The organism is Parahaliea aestuarii (assembly GCF_008064635.1).
Lineage (GTDB): Bacteria > Pseudomonadota > Gammaproteobacteria > Pseudomonadales > Halieaceae > Parahaliea > Parahaliea aestuarii.
The window spans coordinates 88,127-104,644 of the sequence record NZ_VRYZ01000003.1; the positions used below are offsets into that span (position 1 = coordinate 88,127).

Sequence of the window (16,518 nt, forward strand, 5' to 3'; positions counted from 1 at the left end):
TTCGGTAACCTTGACCCCTTTCACGACTTTCCAGACGATGGCGGGCAACACAGTGAGCACAACGGGCCAGGATCACATCCGCTGGTTCAGAAATACCGCACCCTATATCAACGCACACCGGGGCAAGACCTTTGTGCTGATGCTGGGAGGCGAGGCTGCACAGCACCCGAATTTCTCCCATATCATCCACGACATCGCCCTGCTCAACAGCCTCGGCGTACGCCTGGTGCTGGTGCACGGCAACCGCCCACAGATCGACGAGCGCCTGCAACAGGCCGGGCTGGAGCGCCGCTTTCACAACGGCATGCGTATCACCGACAGCGCCGCCATGCCGCTGGTGACCGACGCCGCCGGTTCCCTGCGCGCGCAGATCGAGGCCCTGTTTTCCATGGGCCTGCCCAACTCGCCCATGCAGGGCAGCCGCATCCGGGTGTGCTCGGGCAATTTCGTGTCCGCGCGCCCTATCGGCGTGCTGGGTGGCGTCGACTTCCACCACACCGGCCGGGTGCGGCGGGTGGACGTGGCGGGCATTCGCGAACAACTCGCGGCGGGCGCCATTGTGCTGCTGTCGCCGCTGGGCTATTCCCCCACCGGGGAAATTTTCAACCTGGCGCTGGAGGACATCGCCGTGCACTGCGCTTCCGCCATCGGCGCCGACAAGCTGCTGCTGTTCGGGGCCGACGAAGGCCTGCAGAACATTGAAGGCGAGCTGCTGCGCCAGATCGCGGTGGGCGAAATGCCCGACCTCGACTTCGCCAGCGATGAGCAGGCGCGCCTGGCCGACACCGCACGCCGCGCCTGCCTGGCGGGTGTGGAACGCTGCCAGGTGATCAGCTTCCGCGACGACTGCGCGATGCTGCAGGAGCTGTTCACCCACGACGGCGCGGGCACCCTGGTGGCCAAGGACGACTACGAGCAGTCGCGCTGGGCCACCATCGACGATGTCGGCGGCATCCTGGAACTGATCGAGCCGCTGGAGCAGCAGGGCATCCTGCTGAAGCGCTCACGGGAATTGCTGGAAACCGAGATCAGCCACTTCCGCCTGCTGGAGCGGGACGGCCGCATTCTCGCCTGCGCCGCGCTGTACCCCTACCCGGAGGACCGCTGCGGCGAACTGGCCTGTGTAGTGGCCAACCCCGAGTATCGCGGCGGCAAGCGCGGCGAGCGGCTGTTGCGGGGGCTGGAGCGGGAAGCGCGGCAGCAGGGCCTGGAGCAGGTGTTTGTGCTGACCACGCAGACCGCCCACTGGTTTATCGAGCAGGGCTTCCGGGAATGCGGCCGCGATGCACTGCCGGCGCAGAAACAGAATCTCTATAACCTGCAGCGCAATTCCAAGGTGTTCTTCAAAACCCTGTAGGGCATCGGCCGGCTCACCACCGGCCGGCCAATCTCCCGGCCAGCCGGTCATCCTCATTGCTCCCGCTCGCGTACCAATCCCACTGCAAGCAATCCGGGAGTCTCCGTCATGGCATATCTGGCTGTTAAATTCACCCTGCTGCTGGCCGCCCTGCTGCCGCTGGTGGCCTGCACATCGGCTGACATCAGCCACCACGCCGGCCGCAAACCGGCGCTGCAACTGGAACAGTTCTTCGATGGCTCGCTGACCGCCCACGGCGTGGTGAAAAACTGGCGCGGCGAAGTCATTCGCACCTTCAATGCCGACATCAAGGCCTACTGGAAAGACGGCGTGGGCACGCTGGAAGAGGACTTCGTGTTTGACGACGGCGAGGAGCAGCGGCGGGTGTGGACCCTGACCCCGGACGGTCAGGACGCCAGTGGCAACCAGCGTTATATCGGTACCGCCGGCGATGTGGTGGGGGATTCCGAAGCGCGGGTCGCCGGCAATGCGCTGTTCATGGAATACGTACTGCGCATTCCCTACAACGACAGCACCCTCGACCTCACCATAGACGATCGCATGTACCTGGTGTCGCCGACGGTCATCGTCAACGAATCCACCATGAAAAAATTCGGGCTGACGGTGGGCAGGATTCTGCTGGTGATCGAACGGCGCCCGCAGTGACCTCACTGCGGGCGCGCGAAGGTGCGCGGGCTAGCGTATGTGCCGCATCAGGAAGGACACATGATCCTCGCCGGACGGGTCCTGCAGGATGAATCCGGGCTGCTCCGAGTAGCCGACGCTTTCCAGGCCGACCTCCACCGCACGGTCATGCACGGCGATCGCGTGCAGGCCGTGGTGCAGGAACAGGTTCAGCAGGTCGTCGGGGCTGGTCTCGTAGTTGTGTACATAGATCGGCGCGTCGCCGGCATCCATTAATTCCAGCATATCGATATTGGCCCGATAGTCGATATTGGCCTGGCTCTCCAGTTCGTCGACGCTGGTGGCGCCGAGGAAGGTCAGCAGGTAGTTCTCGGTGCCAATGGCCTGGCTCACAGTGACGATGTCGGTGCCACCCAGCAGTGCGGCGAAGGGTTCGATCACCGGCGCCAGGATATCGGTCCAGTCGATCAGGTCGTAGGTCGCCTGGGTGGCCAGCGCACCGACGGCGCTGACCCGGGTGGACTCGCGCAGCACCGGGTCCCCGGCTTCCGGGTCCGCCATGTCGTCGTGGGTGCCCAGCCACAGCGCGGTACCGGCGCCCGCCGAACCGCCGTAGAGGGCGACGTTGTCCACATCCAGGTTCAGGCTGTCGAAGTAGTAGCGCATGAACTGCAGGGCGCGAGCGCTGTCCTGCATGGAGGTGAGAACGCCGCCCTGCTCCGCCGCCGCCACGATATCGCCGTCAGCGTCGGGCACTTCCAGCAGGGTATAGTTGATGCTGGCGTAGGCCACACAGTTCTGCAGAAACTCGCGGATGTCGTTGCCAAAGTTCTCGTGGGCGCTGCCCTTGTCGCCGCCGGTAAAGCCGCCGCCGTGGATGTAGATCACCAGCGGCGTGGGGTCGTCGCAGTCGCGCGGCAGGTAGATATCGAAGACATTGCGTTCCTTGTCGCCATAGGAAACATCCGCGGCAAACTCCGCGTTGATGCCGTCCAGGGCGATGGGCGCCTCGGAGTAAGTCAACGCCAGGGCCGGGCGCGGGGGTTCACTGGGCTCCGGCGGGGTGACCGGTGTATTGTTGTGGCTGTCGCCGCTGTCGCTGCAGGCAAACAGGGTGCTGCAGGTCAACAGCAGGGCAATGCGGGTAAAGTACGTCACAGTCATATCCTGTTTATGCTTATGTTGTCGCCGCGAACATTAGCGTATTTCCCCTGCCGTCACCACAGTGACGGCCGCGATCACCGGCGCCGGTTTATCCCTTTGTCACAGGCACCATCATGCGCGTATTTTTTGGTATCGAACCCGACCAGCCCACCGCGCTGGCCATCGACGACTGGCGCGAGCGCCAGTTCAGCGCGGCCGCGCGCCCGGTACCGCTGGCCAACCTGCACCTGACCCTCGCCTTCGGCGGCGAACTGCCCCTGGCGGCCATCGACGAACTCTGCGACCGGGTGGACGCCTGGCTGTCCGACGAACCGCCTGGCGCCGCCCAACTGCTGCTGGACCAGACCGGCTTCTGGCCCGGCAACGGTATCTACTGGCTCGGTCCCAGCCACTGGCCGGATGCGCTGGACCGGCAGGCTGGCAAACTGCGGCAACTGCTGGCCAGCGCCGGCGCCCGACGCGACCGGCAGCGCTTTCAGCCCCATATCACCCTGTTCCGGCGCTGCGAGCAGGCGCCGCCGCTGCCGGCACAGCCGCCGGCTATCGCCCTGCAACAGCGGGAAATCTCCCTGTACGAATCGCAGCGCCAGCGCGAGGGGGTGGCCTATCACGTGGTGGCGGCCTGGCCGCTGCCGCAGCGCTGAACAACGGTGATTGCCGTGGCCTCTTCGGTGGCGGCCACATTTTTGCTATCCTTCCAGCCCTTTTTCCGACCAGTGAACGCGCGCCACTGAGGTGCGCAGGTGTGTCCCATGCCCGACTATCGCTCCAAGACCTCCACCGCCGGCCGCAACATGGCCGGCGCCCGCGCCCTGTGGCGCGCCACCGGCATGAAAGACGAGGACTTCAAGAAGCCCATCATCGCCGTGGTGAACTCCTTTACCCAGTTCGTGCCCGGCCACGTCCACCTCAAGGACATGGGCCAGCTGGTCGCGCGGGAGATTGAAAAAGCCGGCGGTGTGGCCAAGGAGTTCAACACCATCGCGGTGGACGACGGCATCGCCATGGGTCACGACGGCATGCTCTACAGCCTGCCCAGCCGCGACCTGATCGCCGACTCGGTGGAGTACATGGTCAACGCCCACTGCGCCGACGCCATGGTGTGCATCTCCAACTGCGACAAAATCACCCCCGGGATGCTGAATGCGGCCATGCGCCTGAACATCCCCGTGGTGTTCGTCTCCGGCGGGCCGATGGAAGCCGGCAAGACCAAACTGTCGGAACACAAGCTGGACCTGGTCGACGCCATGGTCATCGCCGTCGATGACAGCGCCGACGATGAAACCGTTGCCGAATACGAGCGCTCCGCCTGCCCCACCTGCGGTTCCTGCTCCGGTATGTTCACCGCCAACTCCATGAACTGCCTGACCGAGGCCCTGGGCCTGTCCCTGCCCGGCAACGGCTCCACCCTGGCCACCCACGCCGACCGCGAGCGCCTGTTCCAGCGCGCCGGACACCTGGTGGTGGAACTGTGCCAGCGCTACTACGGCGACGGCGACGAATCCGTATTGCCGCGCAACATCGGCAACTTCCAGGCCTTCGAAAACGCCATGAGCCTGGACATCGCCATGGGCGGCTCCACCAACACCATCCTGCACCTGCTGGCCGCGGCCCAGGAGGCGGAGCTGGACTTCACCATGACGGACATCGACCGCCTGTCGCGCAAAGTCCCCCAACTGTGCAAGGTGGCACCCAACACGCCCCTGTACCACATGGAAGACGTGCACCGCGCTGGCGGCATCATGGGCATCCTCGGCGAGCTGGACCGCGCCGGCCTGTTGCACCGCGACTGCCCCACCGTACACAGCCCCAGCATGGCCGCGGCGCTGGACACCTGGGATATCAAGCGCACCAGCGACGCGGCCGTGCACGAGTTCTTCAGGGCCGGCCCCGCCGGTATTCCAACCCAGACGGCCTTTTCACAGAGCACCCGCTGGCCCTCCCTGGACGATGACCGCGAGGGCGGCTGTATCCGCTCCATCGACAACGCCTTCTCCCTGGAAGGGGGTCTGGCGGTACTCAGCGGCAACATCGCCGTAGATGGCTGCGTGGTAAAAACCTCCGGGGTGGACGAATCCATCCTCAAGTTCTCCGGCCCCGCCTATATCTGCGAGAGCCAGGAAGACGCGGTGGCGGACATACTCGCCGGCAAAGTGAAGGAAGGCGACGTGGTCGTCATCCGGTACGAAGGCCCCCGCGGCGGCCCCGGCATGCAGGAAATGCTCTATCCCACCAGCTACCTGAAGTCGAAAGGTCTGGGCAAAGCCTGCGCCCTGCTTACCGACGGCCGCTTCTCCGGCGGCACCTCCGGACTGTCCATCGGCCACGCCTCGCCCGAAGCGGCCGCCGGCGGTGCCATCGGCCTGGTGGAGCACGGCGACATGATCGACATCGACATCCCCGGCCGCAGCATCAACGTGCGCCTGTCCGACGAGGAACTGGCAATGCGGCGCGTGGCGATGGAGGCAAAGGGCGACGCCGCCTGGAAACCCCTCAAAGAGCGCCCGCGCAAGGTCAGCGCGGCGCTGAAGGTCTACGCCAAGATGGCCACCAGCGCCGACAAGGGCGCGGTGCGGGATCTGTCGTTGCTGGATTGAGCACAATCAGGGGGCAGTTACCGGCTCGGCCGTGGCCTCACCCCCTTCCGGCATCCCGTCCCGGCTCAAGGCCAGAAAATCCTCTCTCAGGCCAGTCACTTTATTGCGCAGGTGGCGATCCTGTCGTTCGCTGCGACTGTTCACCACTTCGACAACCGCGCGCTGGATCACGCTGATATTGTGCTCGTACATGCGCCGGTACTCGGGGCTGGCGCTGCTCCAGCGGGTGGCCAGGGCTTCGCGCACACCGTCCTGCCAGCCGGGTTCGCGCTGCAGGAGGAGTCGCAGGCGCTCTATCCACGCCTGCCGTTCCGCCAACCAAAGCTGGTCGGAGCGCTCCAGGCCGGCGATATTGCCGCGCAGGGTGTCTTTCTGCTGCCGGTCCAGCCGGCCCAAATAATCCTGGACGTTGTCCTGCAGCCGGTCGTAGGCATCCTCACGATACTCTTCGAGATCGCGATCGAGGTATTCCTCTTCCAGTTCTTCCTGCCTGTCTTCCAGCTTGACGATAAATTCTTCTATCTGCTCGTCACTCAGCTGCTCGCCAATCGGCAGCAACCAGTCGAGTGAGCGGGTCTGCAGGCGCTCGCCGGCCAGTTCCATGTGGCGCGTCAGCTCACGCAGTTCGGTCAGGCTGAGGCCATCGCTGTCGAGCATATCCTCGGCTTCGTCCAGCAATCCGATGTAGAGCGGCAGCTCCTCGCGACGGTGCCAGTCGAGGAAGGGTTGCAGTAACTGCGCCAGGGCCTCGTCCTGTTCACGATCCAGGTCCACATAGTCGTCCACATACCAGGGCACCAGGAAGTCGAGGCGGTTGTAGAAAAACGTGGTGCTGCTGCAACCGGCCACGGCCAGCAGCAGGATCGCCAGGGCCGGCAAGCGGCGCCAGCGGAGCGGAAGGAGCCTGTCAGGGATAGTCCAGGCCATCGGTGGCGAACAACATGTCGATGTTGCGGAAGGCCTTGAATTCCAGATGATTGCCGGCGGGGTCGCGCACGAAGAACGTTTTCTGTTCGCCGCGGCGCCCCTCGAAGCGCACGCTGGGCTCGATCACAAAGGGCACTGCCTGCTGCTTTAGCTGCGCTTCCAGGGCCTCCAGTTGCGGCCATTCCAGGATCACGCCGAAGTGGGACGCCGGCACCGCCTCGCCGTCTACCGGGTTGGTGGCGGCGGCGGGCACATCGCCGGCATCGACAAGGTGCGTAACCAGTTGGTGGCCCCAGAAATCCCAGTCGATCCAGCGGGAAGACTCGCGGCCGCGAGGGCAGCCCAGCACTTCGCCGTAGAAGCGCTCGGCGGCTTCGAGGTCGTCGACAGGCAGGGCGAGATGAAACCGTTGGCTCATGGCATTACCAGGGTAAGTGGTCGAGGTCGATATTGCCGCCGCTGATCACCACACCCACTTTGCGGTCGCGGAAGCGCTCGGGGTGTTCCAGCAGGGCGGCAAAGCTCACTGCACCGGAGGGCTCCACCAGGGTCTTGAGCCGGGTCCACTGCAGGCGCATGGCCCTGACGATACTCTCTTCTTCCACGGTGACAATAGTGTCCACGTGGCGCTGGATGATGGGGAAATTGAGTTCGCCCAGCGCGGTGCGCAATCCGTCGGCGATGGTCTGGGGGTTGCTCTGGGGCTGGCGCTCGCCAAGGCCGAAGGAGCGAAAGGCGTCATCGGCGCCGGCGGGTTCCGCCGCCAGCACTTCGATATCCGGCTTCATCGCCTTGATTGCCGTGGCGACACCCGCCAGCAGGCCTCCGCCGCCGACTGGCACCACCACCACATCGAGGTCCGGCACCTGGGCCAACAGCTCCAGCGCCACCGTCCCCTGGCCGGCGATCACACGGGCATCGTCGTAGGGATGCACCACTTCGGCGCCGGTCTCGGCCGCGACCCGCCGCAGGGTCTCTTCACGCGCGGCCAGGGTCGGTTCGCATTCAATGACAAAGGCGCCGTAGCTCTCAACCGCGGCTTTTTTTACCGCCGGCGCATTGGCCGGCATGACGATATGGGCCGGGATGCCGCGGCGCTGGGCCGCCATGGCAAGGGCTGCGCCGTGGTTGCCGGAGGAGTGCGTGGCCACACCGCGGGCGGCGGCCTCGTCATCCAGACTGAGCACGGCATTGGAAGCACCCCGGGCCTTGAAGGCGCCCACCTTCTGCAGGTTTTCGCACTTGAAGTGGACCTGCGCCGTGCACAGCGCATCCAGCCACTGGCTGGTATGGACCGGCGTGCGGTGGATATAGCCGGCGATGCGCGCGGCGGCGGCTTCAATATCATCAAGTTGCGGTGCGCTGTCCATATCAGTCCTTCCTGTTCGTAGCGGGCGGATTATCCGCTGCCGCCAGGCCCCGCACAACGCTCAGCTGCCAACCGGCGCGGCGCCAGAGAAAATAGCCCAGCAACACATTGGTTTGCAGCAACAGGCTGAGGTTCCATTCAAAGGCGTCTTCCACAGTTTCATAACCCGCATTGTCCACGGCATCCCAGAGCACAGTGACCACCCCCAGGGCGAGCAACAGCGCACACAGCGCGAGCATTGTATTGACCAGCCTGCCCAGCTCCAGTGCCAGCGGCTGCAGACCGCGAAGCTGCGCTACCAGCAGCAGCTGCGCAAGGTAGGTAAAGGCGAAAAACAGCACCACGCCAATACGGCGCTGGCGCTGCCACTGCTCACCGGCCTCACCGAGGACAGTGACATAGGCCACCAGCCCGAGGCTGGCGACGCCCCCCATCGCCAGCATCCAGCGGCGCAGGCGGTCGCCGCTTCCCAGCGCGGCCAGCCAGGCGCTGTTCAACCACCAATAGGCAAACAGCAATACCGCAGACGGCAGCATGGTCGCGCGAAACAGGTAGCTGGCCGGGGGATGGCGCCCGGTGGCGCTGATGGAGGTGCAGGAGTCGACGTAGGGAAAGCACCAGTCCACCAGAGTGTGGCTGGCAGCCAGCAGGTAGGTGAGGTGAACGGCCACAAACGGCAACAGGGCAGCCCACAGCGCCACGGGACGAGGATTCATGGCCTTCAGTCTAGCAGCCAGTCCGGGGAGCGCCCCGTGGCCCTGTGGTAAGCTGGCCGCCACGCGCGGCGCAAGCATTCACGGCATTTCACCAGAACAGCGCGGAATTACCACACTTTCGACCGGGGCCACCATGGATACACTGCAGGAACTTTCCGCCCGCTTTGCCGACGCCGTCTGGAGCACACCACTGGTGATGCTGTTGCTGGGGGGTGGCATATTTTTCGCCCTGCGCTCGCGCTTCCTGCCCTACCGCCACTTCAGCCACGCCGTGGGCATCATGCTCGGCAAGCACGACACGCCGGACGAGCCGGGCGAACTGAGTCACGGCCAGGCGCTGGCGGCGGCGCTGTCCGGCACTATGGGCCTCGGCAATATTTCCGGGGTGGCCCTGGCCATCGTCGCCGGCGGCCCGGGCGCGGTGTTCTGGATGTGGGTATCGGCAATGGTGGGGGTGGCCACCAAGTTCTTCACCTGCACCCTAGGCGTGATGTACCGCGGCGAAGACAGTCTCGGCCGCCTGCAGGGCGGGCCCATGTACATCATTCGCGAAGCCCTGCCCAGGGCCTTCTACCCACTGGCCATCCTGTTTGCCGTGGCCGGGCTGGTGGGCACCCTGCCCATCTTCCAGGCCAACCAGCTCACCGCCCTGATCCGCGAACAGGTCTTTCCTCAAACAGATCCCACCCTCACCGGCTTCGGCATCGGCTGCGCCATGGCGGTACTGGTGGGCATCGTGATTTTCGGCGGCCTGCCGCGGGTCGCCAGGGTCGCCGTGGCATTGCTGCCAATAATGGTGGTGACCTACCTCGGCATGACGCTGACCCTGCTCGCCATGCACGCCAGTGAGGTGCCCGCCCTGCTCGGCGCCATCGTGCGCGACGCCTTCAACCCCCAGGCAGTCGCCGGCGGCCTGCTCGGCGTGATTCTGGTGGGTATCAGCCGCGGCGCCTTTTCCAACGAGGCCGGCGTGGGCACCGAGGTCATGGCCCACGGCGCGGCGCGCACCAGTGAGCCGATCCGCGAAGGCCTGGTGGCGATGATGGGACCGGTGCTGGACACGCTGGTCGTATGCACCTGCACCGCCCTGGTCATCCTGCTGGCGGGCACCTGGCAGGACCCCCAGGGCCTGTCCGGCATCAACCTAACCGCCAATGCCTTCCGCCAGGATTTCGGCACCACCGGTGTGGTGCTGTTGTTTGGCATCACCCTGATTCTGGCCAGTACCACGATGTTTACCATGTGGTATTACGGCGCCAAGTGTTTTGGTTTTCTGTTCGGCGCCGGGATCCAGCACCACTACCGCTGGTTCTTCGTCGGCACCGTGATCTTCGGCGCCACGGTGAGCATCGACGTGGTCTTCAACCTGATCTCGGGCAGCTACGGACTGATGGCCATCCCCACCATGGTGGCGACCCTGATGCTGTCCGGGAAGGTGATGGCGGCCGCGCGGGACTACTTCCGGCGGCATCCCTACTAGCCCGGCCTCGCCCGTCCCGACCCTGGCCACAGCGGCAAAGCCCGGAAACAGTCTGTCTATCGCCAGCGCCTAACCGGCCGTGCCGTTCGTGCCACTATGGCCGGAAAGTCTGCAGGGACGGGGAGACAGCATGGCGCAGGCAGCAAAATCCTTTGGCGAACGCTACGGCCCCTGGGTGCTGGTGACCGGCGCATCCGCCGGTATCGGTCGCGAATTCGCCCGGCAACTGGCCGCGCGGGGGCTGAACCTGGTGCTGGTGGCGCGCCGCGCCGGCCTGCTTGAGGAACTGGCGACGGAGCTGGCACAGCAACACCGCATCGACACGCGGACCCTGGCACTGGATCTGTCCAGCGAGGCAGCACTGGCGCCCCTGCTGGCGACCCTCGATACCCTCGATATCGGCCTGCTGGTCAACAATGCCGGCGCTCCCAGTTACCACGGCCACTTCAGCGCCCGCCACTGGGAGGACATCGAAGCCACCCTCCACTTCAACACCCGCCTGCAACTGCGCCTGATTCACCACCTGTTGCCGGCGCTCCTGCAACGCAGCCGCGGTGGCGTCATACAGGTCAGCTCCATTACCGGCCACACCCCGGTGCCCTACATGGCGGAATACGCCGCCTGTAAGGCCTACCAGCTGGCGCTGGGGGAATCCCTGCATTTTGAACTGCGCGAGCGCGGCGTAGATGTGCTGGTGCTGTCCCCCGGGGCGACCCGGTCGGAGCGGGTCAGTTTCGGCATGGAACCGGCGCAGGTCGTCGACGAGGCCCTGGCGGCGCTGGGCAAACGGCCCAGCCTGCTGCCCGGCCGCGGCAACCGCTGGCGCGCCTTCCGCTATCGCCACCTCAATTCCCGGCGCCGCGCCCTGTGGCGCATGGGCCTGTTCCAGCGCGGCCGGCTGCGCCCGCCACCGGGCTGATGCATTGTTTCCGGTGCAAGAACAATCAAACCACCGCCAGCGGTTTATCCCCTGCCAGCCGGGAGCGTAGTCTGCCCACACTGACTGCGACTGGAGTGTGTCATGGATCGCTATTTGATTGTTTCAACCGACGGCCACGCCGGCCTGCCCATGGAGGGCTACCGGGACTACCTGGATGCCCGCTACCACGAGGCCTTCGACAAGGCCCTGCCCATCCAGCGGGAGATGACCCGCAGGGCCGAGGAAAAATTCCTCATCTCCGACTTCAACGACAACTGGCGCAGGGGCATCGAGGACGACCTCACCGGCGCCTGGGACGGCGCCGTGCGCAACCGCGTGATCGACGCCGACGGGGTGGCGGCGGAAGTGCTGTTCCCCGACGGCATCACCGAGATGAATGCGCCGCCCTTCGGCGCCGGGCTCGGCCTGCGCCCCTGGGGCATCGACCCGCAGCTGCAGTGGGCCGGGGCCCGCGCCCACAACCGCTGGATCGCCGAGTTCTGCCGCCAGGACCCGGACCGCCGTATCGGCCTCGCCATCGTACTCATGCTCTACGATGTGGACGAGGCGCTGCGGGAAGTGAAATGGGCCTTCGACCAGGGCCTGCGTGGCATCCTGATCCCCGCACTGATGGGGGATCACGACCCCTACAACCACCCCAAGTACGATCCGGTCTGGGCCTTCTGCCAGGATCACAACATGGTGGTACACACCCACTCCGGCCCCTCGCCGGACTACAACTTCGACCTGCCCGGCGCGGTGGGCGTCTACCTCACCGAGTTCGCCTGGTGGGCCAGCCGGCCGCTGTGGCACATGATCTTCGGCGGTGTGTTCGAGCGCTTCCCGCGCCTGCACTTTGTCATCACCGAGGTCAGCGAGTTCTGGATTCCCCACATGCTGGAGATGATGGACGTGCGCGCCTCGGTCAAGCACACCAGCGGCAAGCTCGGGGACTTCCGCAGCAACCTGACCATGAAGCCCAGCGAGTACTTCCGCCGCAACTGCTGGGTGGGCGCCTCTGCCCTGTTTGACGAAGGCTCCACCTCGGTGCGCCACGACATCGGTATCAACAACGTGATGTGGGGTACCGACTACCCCCACCCGGAGGGGTCCTGGCCCAATACCCGCGAGAAGCTGCGCGAGTTCTTTACCGGCATGCCGGAGAGCGAGATCGAGGCCATTCTCGGCGGCAATGCGGTGGACTGCTACCACCTGGACCGCAACAGGCTCGACGCCATCGCCGCCCGTATCGGTCCCGAGCGCCGCGAATACCTGGCGGGGGCCGCCTGACATGAACGCACGATTCCCGATGCCCATCCCGGTGGGCTGGTACTGTGTCAGCTACAGCGATGAACTGGCAGTGGGCGAGGTGCGCAATGTGCACTACTTCGACCGCGACATGGTGCTGTTTCGCACCGAGAGCGGCGCGGTGGGCCTGGTGGATCCGGCCTGCCCGCACCTCGGCGCCCACCTCGGCCACGGCGGCGAGGTGGTGGGCGAGACCCTGCGCTGCCCCTTCCATCACTGGCGCTACGACCGCGCCGGCATGGTGGCAGACATCCCCTACGCCAAGGCCATTCCGCCCAAAGCCCAGGACAAACCCTGCCTGCGCAGCTACCCGGTCACCGAGGCCAACGAGGTGATCTGGGCATGGTTCCACCCGGACAATGCGGCGCCGGATTACGAAGTCATCCAGTTGCCGGAACTGCAGGACCCGGACTGGGTGGAGCAGGATCGCTATTTCTGGGCCTTCGATTCCCACCCCCAGGAAATCGCCGAGAACGGCGTCGACGTGGCCCACTTCAAGTACGTCCACAGCATGGAGGCGGTGCCCGAAGGGGAAACCACCTACGACGGCCACATCCGTCGCAGCCAGGTCAGCGGCCGGCGCAAAGTCGTCAATCCCGAGGGGCGGGAAATCGAGATCAATGCCTCCATCGAGGTGGTGCAGAACGGCGCCGGCCAGAAATGGACCCGCTTCACGGGCCTGGTGGACTACCTGCTGCAGGTACTGGTGACGCCGGTGAGCGGAGACCGGGTGGAGGTGCGCTTTGCCTACACCCACCAGCGCTACCCGGAAGACTCCTTCGAGTACCAGGCCCTGCGCGAGAGCATCGCCAACACCAATGGCCAGCGCGGTATCGAGGGCGACATCCCCATCTGGCAGCACAAGTTCCACCTCAGCGAGCCGCTGCTGTGCGATGGCGACGGGCCGATCATGCGCTTCCGTCGCTACTTCTCACAGTTCTACCCCCAGACCGAACCACTCACGCGTCAGCAATAACGAGGATAAGACCATGGCAACACTGCGCTACGTCCGCGACCCCGGCCGCACCCCCGAGGCGCGCCCGGGACTCAACTGCACTGTGACTTCCCTGCGCTGCGTCTACGCCACCGACCCGGCCATCCACGCCGCCCTGCTGCCCGCACCCCTGGAGCCCAGCGCGGAACCGCACATCTTCATCCAGCACGCCAATGTTGCCATGCACGTCAGCGATACTGACACGGTGGAAATCGGCGCCGCCACCGTGGGCGTGAAGTGCCGCTACCGCGACACCGAGGGCCACTATGTGCTGGCCATGCCCATGCACGGCGAGTTCGTGGTGATCAGCGGCCGCGAGCGCTTTGGCGAGCCGAAGAAGATCGCCGAGGTGGCTGACATGGAGCGCGACGGCAATGCCATACGCACCCGCATCGCGCGCCACGGCATCACCTTCCTGGAGATGGCCGGAGAGGTCGGCGCCGCCGAGCCGACGCCAGAACCCTTTACCGAGTATTTTTTCTGTCACAAGGCGCTGCCGCGCATCGATGGCGAGCCCGGCTTTGACGGCCCGGTGTTCCTCACCCGCCTCAATTGGGAGCGCAACTACGAGAGCGTGTACACGGTGAACAACCCGGAAGTCATCCTGCGCGACAGCCCCTTCGATCCGCTGGTGGACGTGCCGGTGGAACAGGTGATTCGCATGCAGCTGGCGCAAGGCGCCACCCGCACCAGCGGCCAGATCCTGGCGGAAATCCCCGGGGAGAATCTGGTCAACTTCATTCACCAGCGCTTCGACGACACCAACGTCCCCGCCCTGGACATCGCCACCGCCACACCGGGTATCGCCGCCAATGGATGAGTTTCACGGCAGGACCGCCGTGGTCACCGGCGGCGCCTCGGGCGTCGGCTACTGCCTGTGCCAGCGCTTTGCCGAACAGGGCATGCAGGTGGTGATGGCCGATGTGGAGCAGGAGAAGCTGCAGGAATCCGCCGCCCGCCTGCGCGAGGCCGGGTTAAACGTAACCGGCCTGCAAGCCGATGTCACCGACCCGCAGGCCATGGAAGCGCTCGCCCTGGAGGTAAAGAATACCTTCGGCCCGGTGCATGTGTTGTGCAACAACGCCGGTGTCGGCATCAAGGAGGCACAGCGCCGCCTGTGGACCCTCACCCCCAATGACTGGCGCTGGGGCTTTGACGTGAATGTAATGGGCATCGCCAACGGCATCCGCGCCTTCGTGCCGGACATGCTGGCCCACGGCGAAACGGGGCATGTGGTGAATACCTCCTCCGGCAACGGCGGGCTGACCTCCCTGCCCACTACCCCCATTTACGCCGCCAGCAAGGCAGCCGTCACCAGCATCAGCGAGGTGCTGCACTATCAGTTCCTGATGGAAAAAGCGGCGCTGCAGGCCCACGTACTGTTCCCCGGCCCCCACGTGGTCAACACCAACATTCTCAACTCCATGCGCAACCGCCCGGCGGATCTGCGCGACGATGAGGACCTGCCGGCCTACGTCAGCATGCGCGATCTGCTCAAGGCCTCCGGCATCGAGAACCCCCAGCTCACCGAGCCGGAGGAGGTGGCCGACACCTGCCTGGCGGGTATCCGCGCCGGGCAGTTCTGGATTTTGCCGCAAAGCTCGGGCCAGGACGCTAAAATCCAGACGCGCACCGAGAGCATTCTCGCGCGCCGCAACCCCACCCTGCCGGAGTAAACTGCATGGCCAACACCCTGGGACAGTACTGCATCACCGTCACCGATCTCGAGCGCTCCGTCGCTTTCTACCGCGATGTGCTGGGATTGCTGGATCTACAGCGTATTTCGATTCCCGGCGCCGAGGAGGCCATCCTCGGGGCGGCGGATTCCGACGGCCGCATCCAGCTCGCCCAGCGCGACGACGTGCCCGGCCCCATCGACCACGGCAATGCCCTGTGGAAGTTCTACCTCTATTGCGACGATGTGCAGGCGGTGTACGACGCGGCGCTCGCCGCGGGTGCCACTTCCGACATGGCGCCGACACCACTGGAGGGCTGGCCGGTAATCGCGGCCTTTATCCGCGACCCGGACGGCTACTCGATCGAGATGCTGCAGCGGCTGCAGGGCTGAGCGCCCGACACCCTGGAATCACGGCTGCGCCGGTCGCGGCCGCTCCATGAACTTGCCGGCCTGGGGTTTGAAGTTCTGGTTGATGTAGTGGGTCATGAACTCAATGAAGTAACGCACCTTGGCGGACAGGTGCCGGGAGTGGGGATAGACCGCCCAGGTCTCGCGTTCGTAATGGCTCCAGTCCTGGTGTTCCAGCTTTTCCAGCTCGCCCTTGTCCACCGCTTCCTGCACGTAGAAATCCGGTAGCTGGGCGATGCCGATACCGGCCCGGGCCGCCGCCAACAGGGTGGCGCCGTCCTCGCTCAGCCAGTTGCCCGCCACCTTCACTTTCACGGTGTCGCGACCATCGGGCGTGTTGAACAACCAGAAGCGATCCGAGGTGGTGAGGCAGTTGTGTTGCCTCAGGTCTTCGCGGCCGGTCGGTTTGCCGTGCGCCGCCCAGTAGTCCGGCGCGGCGCACAGGCACAGGGAGTAGGAACCGAGTTTGCGGGCAATCAGGCTGGAGTCTTCCAGCTTGCCGTAACGCACGGTGAGATCGAAGCCCTCCTCCAGCAGGTCCACGTCCTTGAAGCTCGAGTGCACTTCCACGGACAGCCCCGGATGCTCCCGCGAGAACGCCGCCACCACGCTGGCCATGTAGTGCACGCCATAGCGGCTGTTGATGGCCAGCTTGAGTGTGCCGCGCGGCGCCAGCTGTAAATCCGACAGGGTGGATTCCGCCTGGTCGAACTGCTCGGCCATGGCCCGGCAGTGGCCGTAGAACACTTCGCCGATTTCGGTCAGGGTGAGGCGGCGGGTAGTGCGCTGCAGCAGGCGTACCCGCAGGCGGTCTTCCAGCTGGCTGACCTGCTTGCTGACGTAGGATTTGGACACACCGAGGCGATCGGCGGCGGCGGTGAAACTGCCCGCCTCCACCACGCAGATATATTCCTCAATCCCTTCCCAGCGCCCCATAAGCCTCCCACCCGTAGACG

General features: G+C 65.3%; 17 protein-coding genes. 11 read left to right on the plus strand and 6 right to left on the minus strand.

Annotated features, from left to right (window positions below):
- Positions 1-37: 37 nt before the first annotated feature.
- Both argA and FVW59_RS07595 read left to right on the plus strand, forming a co-directional pair.
- Positions 38-1,357 carry an amino-acid N-acetyltransferase gene (gene argA, locus FVW59_RS07590; protein ID WP_148063656.1) on the plus strand — a complete coding sequence of 440 codons (1,320 nt, stop codon included), beginning with the start codon at positions 38-40 and terminating at the stop codon, positions 1,355-1,357.
- A gap of 108 nt (positions 1,358-1,465) precedes the next feature.
- The gene (locus FVW59_RS07595) at positions 1,466-2,023 is read left to right on the plus strand and encodes a DUF3833 domain-containing protein (protein WP_148063657.1); all 558 of its coding nucleotides are present in this window, start codon (positions 1,466-1,468) and stop codon (positions 2,021-2,023) included.
- Positions 2,024-2,053: 30 nt separating this feature from the next.
- Here FVW59_RS07595 and FVW59_RS07600 read toward each other — a convergent pair whose 3' ends face one another.
- Positions 2,054-3,160: a carboxylesterase/lipase family protein gene (locus tag FVW59_RS07600; protein ID WP_148063658.1), complete on the minus strand. Its 1,107-nt coding sequence runs from the start codon at positions 3,158-3,160 to the stop codon at positions 2,054-2,056.
- A 119-nt stretch (positions 3,161-3,279) separates the two neighbouring features.
- Between FVW59_RS07600 and thpR the strand changes: the two genes are divergently transcribed.
- Both thpR and ilvD read left to right on the plus strand, forming a co-directional pair.
- Positions 3,280-3,810: an RNA 2',3'-cyclic phosphodiesterase gene (thpR, locus tag FVW59_RS07605; RefSeq protein WP_148063659.1), complete on the plus strand. Its 531-nt coding sequence runs from the start codon at positions 3,280-3,282 to the stop codon at positions 3,808-3,810.
- A gap of 108 nt (positions 3,811-3,918) precedes the next feature.
- Positions 3,919-5,763: a dihydroxy-acid dehydratase gene (ilvD, locus tag FVW59_RS07610; protein WP_148063660.1), complete on the plus strand. Its 1,845-nt coding sequence runs from the start codon at positions 3,919-3,921 to the stop codon at positions 5,761-5,763.
- 6 nt (positions 5,764-5,769) lie between these two features.
- Here ilvD and FVW59_RS07615 read toward each other — a convergent pair whose 3' ends face one another.
- From FVW59_RS07615 to FVW59_RS07630, 4 genes are read right to left on the minus strand one after another with little or no spacing between them, the layout of a single operon-like run.
- Positions 5,770-6,642: a DUF6279 family lipoprotein gene (locus FVW59_RS07615; RefSeq protein ID WP_148063661.1), complete on the minus strand. Its 873-nt coding sequence runs from the start codon at positions 6,640-6,642 to the stop codon at positions 5,770-5,772.
- A gap of 28 nt (positions 6,643-6,670) precedes the next feature.
- Positions 6,671-7,108 (minus strand): VOC family protein, encoded by a 438-nt coding sequence (locus tag FVW59_RS07620; protein ID WP_148063662.1) that lies wholly within the window; start codon positions 7,106-7,108, stop codon positions 6,671-6,673.
- Between the two features lie 4 nt (positions 7,109-7,112).
- Positions 7,113-8,060 carry a pyridoxal-phosphate dependent enzyme gene (locus FVW59_RS07625; protein ID WP_148063663.1) on the minus strand — a complete coding sequence of 316 codons (948 nt, stop codon included), beginning with the start codon at positions 8,058-8,060 and terminating at the stop codon, positions 7,113-7,115.
- Position 8,061: 1 nt separating this feature from the next.
- On the minus strand, positions 8,062-8,775 hold the full coding sequence (locus tag FVW59_RS07630; RefSeq protein ID WP_187275812.1) for a hypothetical protein: 714 nt from the start codon (positions 8,773-8,775) through the stop codon (positions 8,062-8,064).
- 133 nt (positions 8,776-8,908) lie between these two features.
- Here FVW59_RS07630 and FVW59_RS07635 point away from each other — a divergent pair, with 133 nt between their 5' ends.
- From FVW59_RS07635 to FVW59_RS07665, 7 genes are all read left to right on the plus strand, one after another.
- Positions 8,909-10,255, plus strand: a complete 1,347-nt coding sequence (locus FVW59_RS07635) for an alanine/glycine:cation symporter family protein (protein WP_148063665.1) — start codon at positions 8,909-8,911, stop codon at positions 10,253-10,255.
- 130 nt (positions 10,256-10,385) lie between these two features.
- Positions 10,386-11,174 (plus strand): SDR family NAD(P)-dependent oxidoreductase, encoded by a 789-nt coding sequence (locus FVW59_RS07640; protein ID WP_148063666.1) that lies wholly within the window; start codon positions 10,386-10,388, stop codon positions 11,172-11,174.
- A 102-nt stretch (positions 11,175-11,276) separates the two neighbouring features.
- Positions 11,277-12,464 (plus strand): amidohydrolase family protein, encoded by a 1,188-nt coding sequence (locus tag FVW59_RS07645; protein WP_148063667.1) that lies wholly within the window; start codon positions 11,277-11,279, stop codon positions 12,462-12,464.
- Between the two features lies 1 nt (position 12,465).
- Positions 12,466-13,458 carry a Rieske 2Fe-2S domain-containing protein gene (locus tag FVW59_RS07650; RefSeq protein WP_148063668.1) on the plus strand — a complete coding sequence of 331 codons (993 nt, stop codon included), beginning with the start codon at positions 12,466-12,468 and terminating at the stop codon, positions 13,456-13,458.
- A gap of 13 nt (positions 13,459-13,471) precedes the next feature.
- Positions 13,472-14,296 (plus strand): acetoacetate decarboxylase family protein, encoded by an 825-nt coding sequence (locus FVW59_RS07655; RefSeq protein WP_187275813.1) that lies wholly within the window; start codon positions 13,472-13,474, stop codon positions 14,294-14,296.
- Entirely contained in the window at positions 14,289-15,152 is an 864-nt protein-coding gene (locus tag FVW59_RS07660; protein WP_148063670.1) for an SDR family NAD(P)-dependent oxidoreductase, read from the plus strand. The genes FVW59_RS07655 and FVW59_RS07660 overlap by 8 nt, the downstream gene beginning before the upstream one ends.
- 5 nt (positions 15,153-15,157) lie before the next feature.
- Positions 15,158-15,544, plus strand: a complete 387-nt coding sequence (locus FVW59_RS07665) for a VOC family protein (protein WP_148063671.1) — start codon at positions 15,158-15,160, stop codon at positions 15,542-15,544.
- Between the two features lie 18 nt (positions 15,545-15,562).
- On the opposite strand, the gene FVW59_RS07670 is transcribed toward FVW59_RS07665, so the two are convergent.
- Positions 15,563-16,498 carry a LysR family transcriptional regulator gene (locus tag FVW59_RS07670; RefSeq protein WP_187275814.1) on the minus strand — a complete coding sequence of 312 codons (936 nt, stop codon included), beginning with the start codon at positions 16,496-16,498 and terminating at the stop codon, positions 15,563-15,565.
- Positions 16,499-16,518 lie beyond the last annotated feature (20 nt).

Excerpts from the sequence above, each read along its gene's own strand:
- argA (WP_148063656.1), top strand. The coding sequence starts at position 38 with ATGGCGGGCAACACAGTGAGCACAACGGGCCAGGATCACATCCGCTGG.
- FVW59_RS07595 (WP_148063657.1), top strand. The coding sequence starts at position 1,466 with ATGGCATATCTGGCTGTTAAATTCACCCTGCTGCTGGCCGCCCTGCTG.
- thpR (WP_148063659.1), top strand. The coding sequence starts at position 3,280 with ATGCGCGTATTTTTTGGTATCGAACCCGACCAGCCCACCGCGCTGGCC.
- ilvD (WP_148063660.1), top strand. The coding sequence starts at position 3,919 with ATGCCCGACTATCGCTCCAAGACCTCCACCGCCGGCCGCAACATGGCC.
- FVW59_RS07620 (WP_148063662.1), bottom strand. The coding sequence starts at position 7,108 with ATGAGCCAACGGTTTCATCTCGCCCTGCCTGTCGACGACCTCGAAGCC.
- FVW59_RS07625 (WP_148063663.1), bottom strand. The coding sequence starts at position 8,060 with ATGGACAGCGCACCGCAACTTGATGATATTGAAGCCGCCGCCGCGCGC.
- FVW59_RS07630 (WP_187275812.1), bottom strand. The coding sequence starts at position 8,775 with ATGAATCCTCGTCCCGTGGCGCTGTGGGCTGCCCTGTTGCCGTTTGTG.
- FVW59_RS07635 (WP_148063665.1), top strand. The coding sequence starts at position 8,909 with ATGGATACACTGCAGGAACTTTCCGCCCGCTTTGCCGACGCCGTCTGG.
- FVW59_RS07640 (WP_148063666.1), top strand. The coding sequence starts at position 10,386 with ATGGCGCAGGCAGCAAAATCCTTTGGCGAACGCTACGGCCCCTGGGTG.
- FVW59_RS07645 (WP_148063667.1), top strand. The coding sequence starts at position 11,277 with ATGGATCGCTATTTGATTGTTTCAACCGACGGCCACGCCGGCCTGCCC.
- FVW59_RS07650 (WP_148063668.1), top strand. The coding sequence starts at position 12,466 with ATGAACGCACGATTCCCGATGCCCATCCCGGTGGGCTGGTACTGTGTC.
- FVW59_RS07655 (WP_187275813.1), top strand. The coding sequence starts at position 13,472 with ATGGCAACACTGCGCTACGTCCGCGACCCCGGCCGCACCCCCGAGGCG.
- FVW59_RS07660 (WP_148063670.1), top strand. The coding sequence starts at position 14,289 with ATGGATGAGTTTCACGGCAGGACCGCCGTGGTCACCGGCGGCGCCTCG.
- FVW59_RS07665 (WP_148063671.1), top strand. The coding sequence starts at position 15,158 with ATGGCCAACACCCTGGGACAGTACTGCATCACCGTCACCGATCTCGAG.
- FVW59_RS07670 (WP_187275814.1), bottom strand. The coding sequence starts at position 16,498 with ATGGGGCGCTGGGAAGGGATTGAGGAATATATCTGCGTGGTGGAGGCG.